This window comes from Pontibacter qinzhouensis, assembly GCF_008017455.1.
Lineage (GTDB): Bacteria > Bacteroidota > Bacteroidia > Cytophagales > Hymenobacteraceae > Pontibacter > Pontibacter qinzhouensis.
Map to the genome: position 1 here is coordinate 21,664 of NZ_VRTY01000079.1, position 8,370 is coordinate 30,033.

The 8,370-nt window shown below is 41.3% G+C and carries 7 protein-coding genes; 3 read left to right on the forward strand and 4 right to left on the reverse strand.

What is annotated here, in order from left to right:
* Nucleotides 1-19: 19 nt before the first annotated feature.
* Together FVR03_RS17770 and FVR03_RS17775 are read right to left on the reverse strand one after the other, a co-directional pair.
* Nucleotides 20-796, reverse strand: a complete 777-nt coding sequence (locus FVR03_RS17770; protein WP_147923115.1) for an HNH endonuclease — start codon at nucleotides 794-796, stop codon at nucleotides 20-22.
* A 55-nt stretch (nucleotides 797-851) separates the two neighbouring features.
* Complete coding sequence (locus tag FVR03_RS17775) at nucleotides 852-1,280, reverse strand: very short patch repair endonuclease (RefSeq protein ID WP_147923116.1); 429 nt, start codon at nucleotides 1,278-1,280, stop codon at nucleotides 852-854.
* 284 nt (nucleotides 1,281-1,564) lie between these two features.
* On the opposite strand from FVR03_RS17775, the gene FVR03_RS17780 reads away from it, so the two are divergent.
* Nucleotides 1,565-2,692 (forward strand): DNA cytosine methyltransferase, encoded by a 1,128-nt coding sequence (locus FVR03_RS17780; RefSeq protein WP_147923117.1) that lies wholly within the window; start codon nucleotides 1,565-1,567, stop codon nucleotides 2,690-2,692.
* Between the two features lie 31 nt (nucleotides 2,693-2,723).
* Nucleotides 2,724-3,668, forward strand: coding sequence for an HNH endonuclease (locus FVR03_RS17785; RefSeq protein WP_147923118.1), 945 nt, complete (start codon nucleotides 2,724-2,726; stop codon nucleotides 3,666-3,668).
* A 381-nt stretch (nucleotides 3,669-4,049) separates the two neighbouring features.
* Here FVR03_RS17785 and FVR03_RS17790 read toward each other — a convergent pair whose 3' ends face one another.
* Nucleotides 4,050-5,420, reverse strand: coding sequence for a hypothetical protein (locus FVR03_RS17790; RefSeq protein ID WP_147923119.1), 1,371 nt, complete (start codon nucleotides 5,418-5,420; stop codon nucleotides 4,050-4,052).
* A gap of 57 nt (nucleotides 5,421-5,477) precedes the next feature.
* On the reverse strand, nucleotides 5,478-7,196 hold the full coding sequence (locus tag FVR03_RS17795) for a trypsin-like serine protease (RefSeq protein WP_147923120.1): 1,719 nt from the start codon (nucleotides 7,194-7,196) through the stop codon (nucleotides 5,478-5,480).
* 534 nt (nucleotides 7,197-7,730) lie between these two features.
* Between FVR03_RS17795 and FVR03_RS17800 the strand changes: the two genes are divergently transcribed.
* Nucleotides 7,731-8,370 (forward strand): transposase (locus FVR03_RS17800; protein ID WP_147923121.1); only part of this gene is annotated, 640 nt, incomplete at its 3' end.

Here is an 8,370-nt window from a genome sequence, read left to right on the forward strand (position 1 = left end):
TGCATTGCAAATCAGATAGCTAATTTAGTTTTTTTCTAAAATCCTCATTATGAATTTCAAGAAATTTTGGATCAGGCATAAATTTCTTGGGAAACTTGATTTTCTGTCTATCATATTTCAGAAAATAATCTTGAACTTCTAATGTTGGTTTCTTCTTTAATGAAGGTGATATAAGAATAGTATAGTCTTCAGCTGTAACAGTCAGTAAACCATTATCAAAAGCCTTATCATGTAGGGCATTCAGGCAAAGTCCGTTCGCAGGATTTAGCCTGTTATTTTTAAACTTACTCCAAGAAGTAATATGGCTTGCAATTAAAAGCTGCGGCTCTTTTATACCTGTATTACAACAGGTTGAATTATAATTTGCCATATCAATTTGCCGAAAGCGGTACTGATTTATCCTTGTTTTAACAAGTCTCTGTTTATCTTGCCCCTCAATGATATCTGAATAATCAATATCATATAAATTTTCTGTTGTAATTTGTTTACTATTCGCCAACAGTTCTTCACTAGCTTCGAATGAGTTATCCCAATCAGCATAAAACTCTTTCCAGACTTCTTCTGCTAAACCACCTGTATTAGGGAGACCTTTGATACCTCTTGATTGTTGAATAGGGTCAAGACTGGCGAAATTTGCTAATCTTCGTGCAACAGCTCCAAGAGTTCTTCCAATCAATGAAGCTAATTCTTGAACATCCTTATTTCTATGATCCATTTTACCGAATGGAATTTTCGCATAAAGATTTATAGTTAATAGTAACTCCTCACGAGTCCAAAGTTTTTGACCTTCTTTCATGTTTGCAACTATAAACACTTTAAAGTTGAGAATCTATGTATTTGATTTGTATGCCTTATTGTGAGCAATTCGATTTTATATTTTTTAAAATAGAAATAACAGTATCTTCCAAGGTATTTTTCTTCAGTTCACACGTCCATATCGTGATTACTCCCCATCCCAGCTTTATTAGCTCATCCATCGCTCTGGAATCCCGGGCAATGTTTCCGGTAATTTTATGCTGCCACCATTCAGTACGGGTTTTAGGGATGGTGTAATAACGGCAGCCTTCATGCCCGTGCCAGAAACAGCCATTTACAAAAATTACAGTTTTAAATTTAGGCAATATGATATCAGGTTTGCCGGGCAGCTTTTTATCATGCAATCTGTAGCGGAAGCCTCTTTTAAACAGCTCTTTGCGCAGCAGCATTTCTGGTTTTGTATTTTTACTTTTTACCCGGGACATGTTGTAGCTGCGGGTTTCTTTGGAATGGACGTCAGTCATCGGCGGAGGAGAGGTTTTACTGCTATTTAAACGAATTCCTCGTGATTTGTTGCGGATGTCGTTTAAGCTGCTGAGGTAAGTGGTTGGTTGAACAAGATATTACTCTTGCCTGTAAACATAAACTACCTGACAGCACTTTTCTTCTGCTTTTAATATTAACTGTTATATTGTTTTTAATCACCACGTACCTCTGAACTAAAATATTTAGTAATTTAAGGTAGCTTTGTAATCTGGCTGCTCTTATGCGTACAGAAGCTGGTGGCGGCAATTTAAATTTTTGAGAAATGGCTTATAATATAATAGACTTATTTTCCGGTGCCGGAGGTTTTACACTGGGTTTTACGAAACATAGAACCCAAGAAGGTGTTCCTGCCTTCAACCCTGTTTGGGCAAACGATTTTAACCGGGAATCTGTTGATACCTATAATGCAAACTTTGGAGACCATTGCGTATACGGCGATATAACGGAGATTCTTCAGGATCCTGACATAGCGATACCTCAGGCCGATATTGTCATCGGTGGGCCTCCCTGCCAGGGCTTCAGCCTGCTGAACAGGCAGCGAGGGAATGATGTACGGCGTGAGCTATGGCAACCGTTTATGGAAGTTGTGGAGCGTTCAGGCGCTGGAGTGTTCGTAATGGAGAACGTGCAGCAACTTTTGAGAACAGATGAGCATGACAGAATTGTACAGGAAGCTGAAAGACAGGGATTCCATGTACGGTCTGCCGTACTGAAAGCGGTGGAGTATGGGGTGCCGCAGGCAAGGCAACGAACGTTTATTATTGGCAGCAAGGCGGATACGGGTATTGTCTTTCCTCCGCTTAAAACCCATTACAACCCGGAGAAGCCGATTGACCTGTTTGAATATGCAGCTAAGCCAGCGCCCTGGCGGAATGTAGAAGATGCCATAGCAGATCTGCCTGCGCCTGTCGGAACTGAAATAAGGGATGTGCCTTCGCCGCTTAATCTGCACTTCGGGCGCAACCCGACAGAAACCAGTCTCAAGAGGTACAAAGCTATACCGGAACAGGGCATGAACCGGTTCGACCTGCAGCGTATTGCGCCGGAGCTGACGCCAGCCTGCTGGATTAACAAAAAGAGTGGTGGTACAGACCTGTTTGGCAGGTTGTGGTGGAACAGGCCGTCTGTTACTATCAGGACAGAATTTTTTAAGCCTGAAAAAGGCAGATACCTGCACCCGGAACAACACCGCCCAATCACACACCGAGAGGCCGCCCGGATTCAGACCTTTCCGGATGACTTTGTTTTCTGTGGGAGCAAAATTGAAATAGCACGGCAGATAGGGAATGCTGTGCCTCCGCAACTGGCTTATCATGTAGCAGGCGTAGCATTACAGATGCTGGATATTATCCGGGAATCAGAGCCCGTAGTTTTACAAACTATTTGTTAACCTGATTTACCAGTGTTCAGAAAATCCGGCAATGGCAAAGAGAAGTAACAGCTATAACCCTGACGCTATACGTCTTCAGTTAGAGGAATTGGTGGGAAAATTGCAGGTGCAGCTTGCATCAGAGGATCTGCGCGAGCGGGTACTTTCGATCATACCTGTCAGGCACTCCGTCAGGGATCTGGGAGTGTCTATGCTTCCGAAGGATATTGGCTCAGCACGAAACAGGATACTTTATTACCTGCAGCAGTACCCCGGAACAATAATACATGGCGAAGAACTGGCTGTAGTTGCAGGAATAGAGGAGTATGCACGAAGGATCAGGGAGCTGAGGGTAGAGTTTGGCTGGCAGATTATTTCAGGAATTACGGCCCGGGAAGCTGCTGCGGAAGGCCAGTTGGAGGGAATTGAGGTAAAGCATATACAGGTAGATGATTATATCCTGTTTTCTGCTAAACAGGACAGGGATGCTGCCTTCCGGTGGCGGCTTGCCAACAGCATCAGGAAAGGAGAGGGTGGTGCAAAAAGTAAAATCCTGAAATTCTTTCAGGGTAATGTCGGTAAGGCTGTATCTCTGGAAGAGTTGCGATATGTTGCCAACAATGCCAGCGAGTGGGCCAGGCGAGTACGGGAACTTAGGACGGAAGATGCCTGGCCTGTTGAGGCCGTTGAAGGAGGATATGTACTGCAGGAAAATAAACAAGGCGAAGTACATGACCGGAACATTAAGCAGCATACGTACGCAGCTGTATTGGACAGGGATCATTACGCTTGCCGCAAGTGCGGCTGGAGTCACTCCATAGCTGTTCCCGGTGATCCGAGAAAGAGGCTGGAACTACACCACATCGAACATCATAAAGCAGGCGGCAAGAATGAGGCCGATAATTTAATTACCCTGTGTAATGTGCACCATGACGAAATACATGCCATAGGCAAGGAATGGGATGGCCGGGATTTTATGGAATGGCTGGTGAAGTAAAGTTTATTTGAACTGAGTATATTCTTACAATAGAATACGCAACCGTACTAAGAATATTTTCTCTCGGGTCGGCTGATTAAACAAATTTTTCATAGAAATCAGTTCTTTTGAAGGCGGCTATTACTGCTTTTGCTCAACCAGATAACATCATTTTTTGGTTGTAATGTCATGGTTGCTATTCTATTTGCTATGCAGGGATTGTTATTGAATACAATGAACTCAAGCTGAAAAGAAAATGCTGTTCTTGCAGCCAATTTGTAGCGATTTATTATTGCCATTAATAAAGAATTTTATGCCTCTTTTTAAGCTTCCTCTTAATTTTAAGTGTGCGCAGCAGAAAAGAATTTGTTGCCGAAGAGTAGCAGGAGCGGTTTCGATAAGTTATTCAGGGGTTACATTCTGTCTGTATTGCTCTCTTGAGTTATTCCATATTGCTCCAATAACCCTAAGATCAATGCTGAGACCAATAAAAAAACCAAAATCATATTGCTGGTTGGTATTGTTATTGGAAAAAGTGCCTGCAAATTGATCTTTCCCGAATCGGAATTTATCATGACCTTGTATAACTGTATGCTGCCCATAATGCACCCCGCCCGTAAAATTTCCAGCTTTTGCAAATTCATAATTTAAGCCCAGGAACAGATCATCAAAAATGTCTTCGCTGATTTTTGTCCCAAAGCTAAAACTGAATTTCTCTTTGAATTTTAGGTTTCTATAACTATAAAATCGATCTCTGGGAACAGGGTAAAAAACGGCCATAAGTGTTATGGCTTTTTGTGAAGTAGCATTATCTGCAAAAAGGGTTGCATCAGGTGCTGATTGAACAATATTTTCTGGATTGCTGAGCCATGAAGCAAAAAAACCACCCATTATGCTAACATGATAGGGCAAGGAGCAGGAGGGGATGGTGAAAGTCTTAGCAGGCTTTCCATCCACTTCAATTTTAATATCAATCCCTAAATCAAAAGGCCCGATTGGTGATGAAGGGAAAATATAAATTTCAGGCCCTCCACCCGAATGAGCTGTAAGCAAAGAGTTTAAAATGACCAGATCCGAACCTATTCTGTTTTCACGCCCTGAAAAAGCCAAATTCTTTATTTCTTTCTTGGTTGTTAAATAGTGAACTAAATATATATCCGTATTGGCATTACAATCAGGAAATACAGTTCCAGGCACTTTTTTAAAATCTTCGGTAATGAAAAGATAAACTGTGTGGTCTAACCTCAGAAGCTCATTCTCCTTAAATTCAGGATAAGCTTCTTTTATCTTGTTCAAATATTCTTCATGAGTTGGTGTGGCTGCTGCTTTTGCTGTCTGTGCTGCTTGAGGTTTATAAAGTATAATCTGGGCAAGTTTCTTGCCGGCAGCATCCCCCTCTGTTAAGGCTATGGTTAAAACTGTATCAGGAGGATAATTTTCATCGGGGTCGAAAAGTGCATTAACCCCACTGATTTTGAATAGAACTGTATCTCCGCTTTCCGAAATTTGATTTGCATCGACCAAGATAACCTGATTGTTTCTTGTGTTTTTAAATTTGAAGTTTTTAGCTTTGCTCTTTTTGTCGGGTGTATCAGCATTCGCTACCTTAACTAAAAATTCTCCTGTGTTAGCTGAATTAATTGGCTCTTTTGGAACACGTAAAGGAATTTTGCTTTCGTCTGCTAGATCAGTATGACTTAAAGTAAGTTTACCTTGGCTAAAAGCTGATAACGTGAAGGCAAGCATGATAGATAATATGTAAAATGTTTTCATAGCTTTAATCTGAAAATTTGTTTACTTAAGCGGTTAGGCTACAGGCGATATTTGCGCTTATAGTTTTATATTTAGTCCATTAATTATGGTTCTGATTGGCAAAACATAGCTGATTTTGTTATTGTCGCCGCCCACAATGATGCCTACAACTTCTCCTGCCATAGTAAAAACAGGTGCCCCTGAATCTCCATTTGCAGAAATTTTTTCAACTTGTATGAGCTCTTTTAGCACCTTAGGCCCTATCGCTTCATATATGATGTTAGGGTTATCATAAATCTTTTTCACTTTTCCAGTACTGTACTTTGAAGTCCAACCCCATGTTTGCACGTAAAAGTTATTATCTTCATCGTCCTTCTTCAGATCATAAATAGCAGACGGGTTGGTTATACTTCCAATCTTATTTTCAATCATGCTACCATAAGGTAGTTTCGCAATTGCGGCATCCAGGTAAGAGTTTAATTTTCCAAATTCAACTTTGCCTACAATATTATCCATAACAGAGGCATCGTCTTTTTTACACGGACAAACAACTTCAGGGGCATTGACAGAATGAGGGTCAGATACCGTGAGTTCTTGCTTGAGAAGCTCAGTTCGGCAGAGAACATGGTAACAGCTTAGGATAAAGAATTTTTTATGATCGCCTTCAGACCTGTACACCTTCAGTCCGATTGTACCAAATTTATCCGAATCGATACGTGAGACTCCGCTTCCCAAGGCTCTGATACTTTGAGATGTAATCAAAGCAGGTACTTCTTGTACATCAGTAGCAATCTGGTATCCATCGTACGCTACATATTCCGGAACTTTGTCAAGAGAATTTAAGTCATCCTCTTTATTTGTTACAGTGAATATGATCGCGTTTAAATTTGTTTTCTTCTCGTCGATGTATTTTTTGCCAGAACCAATAGCTTGAATATTAGGGTATTTGCTCCTCCATTTCTCGTCATTAGCTTCTATCGCTTTCAGTATAAGCGTATGCTGTTCATCTTCTGTTAGTTGTTCGAATATCTTGCCGGAAGCCGTTCTGCCTGTCTCTTTTTCCCTGTTACCCGTAGGCAGCAGCAAGTCTTTCAATCTGCTTAATAATTCAATCGTCCTGCCGGAGAAGAAACCTAAAATGTAGGATAAGATGATTAACCCGTGTCGGAGGCTGTTTAAATTGACCTCTCCGTTAGAAATCAATGCATTAATACTAAAGTAAATTACCAAGGCTGTCAGAGGAGCGTAAAACAGCTTGGCTGCATGCACATATTCTTGCTCTGGCTCAAAGGTTCCTGTTGCCATTGCTTCAGAAATGTAATAGAATAAGCTACACAATACCCCGAATAAGCTCCAAAATATAATTTCAAGGAAAACCTCGTTTTCTGTTAACCAGAAATAGGATTTAACCTTTAGCTTATACTCACTTAGAAAAGAGGTAGGAAATCCCGCATTGGCATATTGTGTTAAAAATAATCCGAAATTAGTTTTGCTGAATTCTTCAGTGAGTGAATATCGTGATACAATATATTCGCGGATGTTTGCCTTAACAACTTCTCTTTCATCTATATCCAAGTTTCGCTTACTCTTGCCTGTAGAATCTAATTGAGAGCTGGTATTGTCAATTATAGCTTCAATATTTGCAATCTCAGCCTTTGTGAAATTTATTATTTCTTCACCCTGGATCATATTATGTAGCAGGAGATAGATCATAACAAGTACAATAAAAATAGAGCCGAAAATGTAAAACCAATTTCGATTCTCGTTTTTAAATATTGAAGGGATAGAGGTTAACATAGTTGCGTTTGGTTTAAGCTGCATTATAATAACAAGCTTGTAATTTGCTGATTATAAGCTATAATAAAACTCTACTTTAAATAGTATAAGTCTACCTTAGTTATATCTATAACCATAAGAATGACATCATCAGTAGTTGGTTTTTAATGTTCAGGGGTGGGTGCCGTCATTTGGTTGTGTTTTCGTATCCTTCTTGGGATGAAAGTAATTTAATCAGTAGGACCAGGCAATACTGAATTTTAAGTATTTTGAGATGCGGAACTGTAAACTACAAAAGAGCATAGTAAAGAACGTCATCCATTGGTAATCATAAAGGGTTTTTTATATAGACATAAATATGCCTGAAGCTGTTTGTTTGCTGATAAAGTACAAATCCGCTTCAATTTGCTGTTACCATTTAAGACAATGCTCCGGAGGTTTATCTGAAGTCGACCCCCTGCAAACAGGCCGAAGAATATTTATTATTATTTGAGGGGACTCCTAAAAACTGAAATTTTTTAACTAGAGGCTGAAAGTTATTAGCTTGCCTGTCTTATGAGCAAACCTAGCAAAAAAACCTTCGAACGACATAAATCCCTTGGCCTTTTTGACGAGCACCTTCGCTTGAGCAAGCTCAGCAAGCTGGGCGACCCTTTGGAGAAGCTCTCCAAAGGAATCGACTTTGAGTTCTTCCGACAGCTTTTGGAGGAGCGCCTTTATGTGGAGCCGAATGGCAAAGGAGGCAGGCCTGTCTATGATTACGTGCTGCTCTTCAAGATCCTTATACTGCAGCGCTACTACAACCTCTCTGACGAGCAGACCGAATATCAGATCTGTGACCGCTTGAGCTTCATGCGCTTTCTGGGCCTGACGCTGGCCGATGATGTGCCTGATAGCAGAACGGTGTGGCTGTTTCGGGAGCGGCTGACCGAGCTGGGACTGGTGGAGGAGCTTTTTGCTTTATTCCTGTCCCGCCTGGAGGAGCTTGAGCTGGTGGTGCATGAGGGTAAGATAGTGGATGCCAGCTTTGGAGAGGTGCCGCGGCAGCGCAACAGCAAGGAGGATAACGAAACGATCAAGAGCGGACAGGTGCCACCGGGCTGGGCGCAGCAGCCCAGGATGCTACGGCAGAAGGATATGGATGCGCGCTGGACGATGAAGCGCCTGCAGGCCTACTATGGCTATAAGAACCACA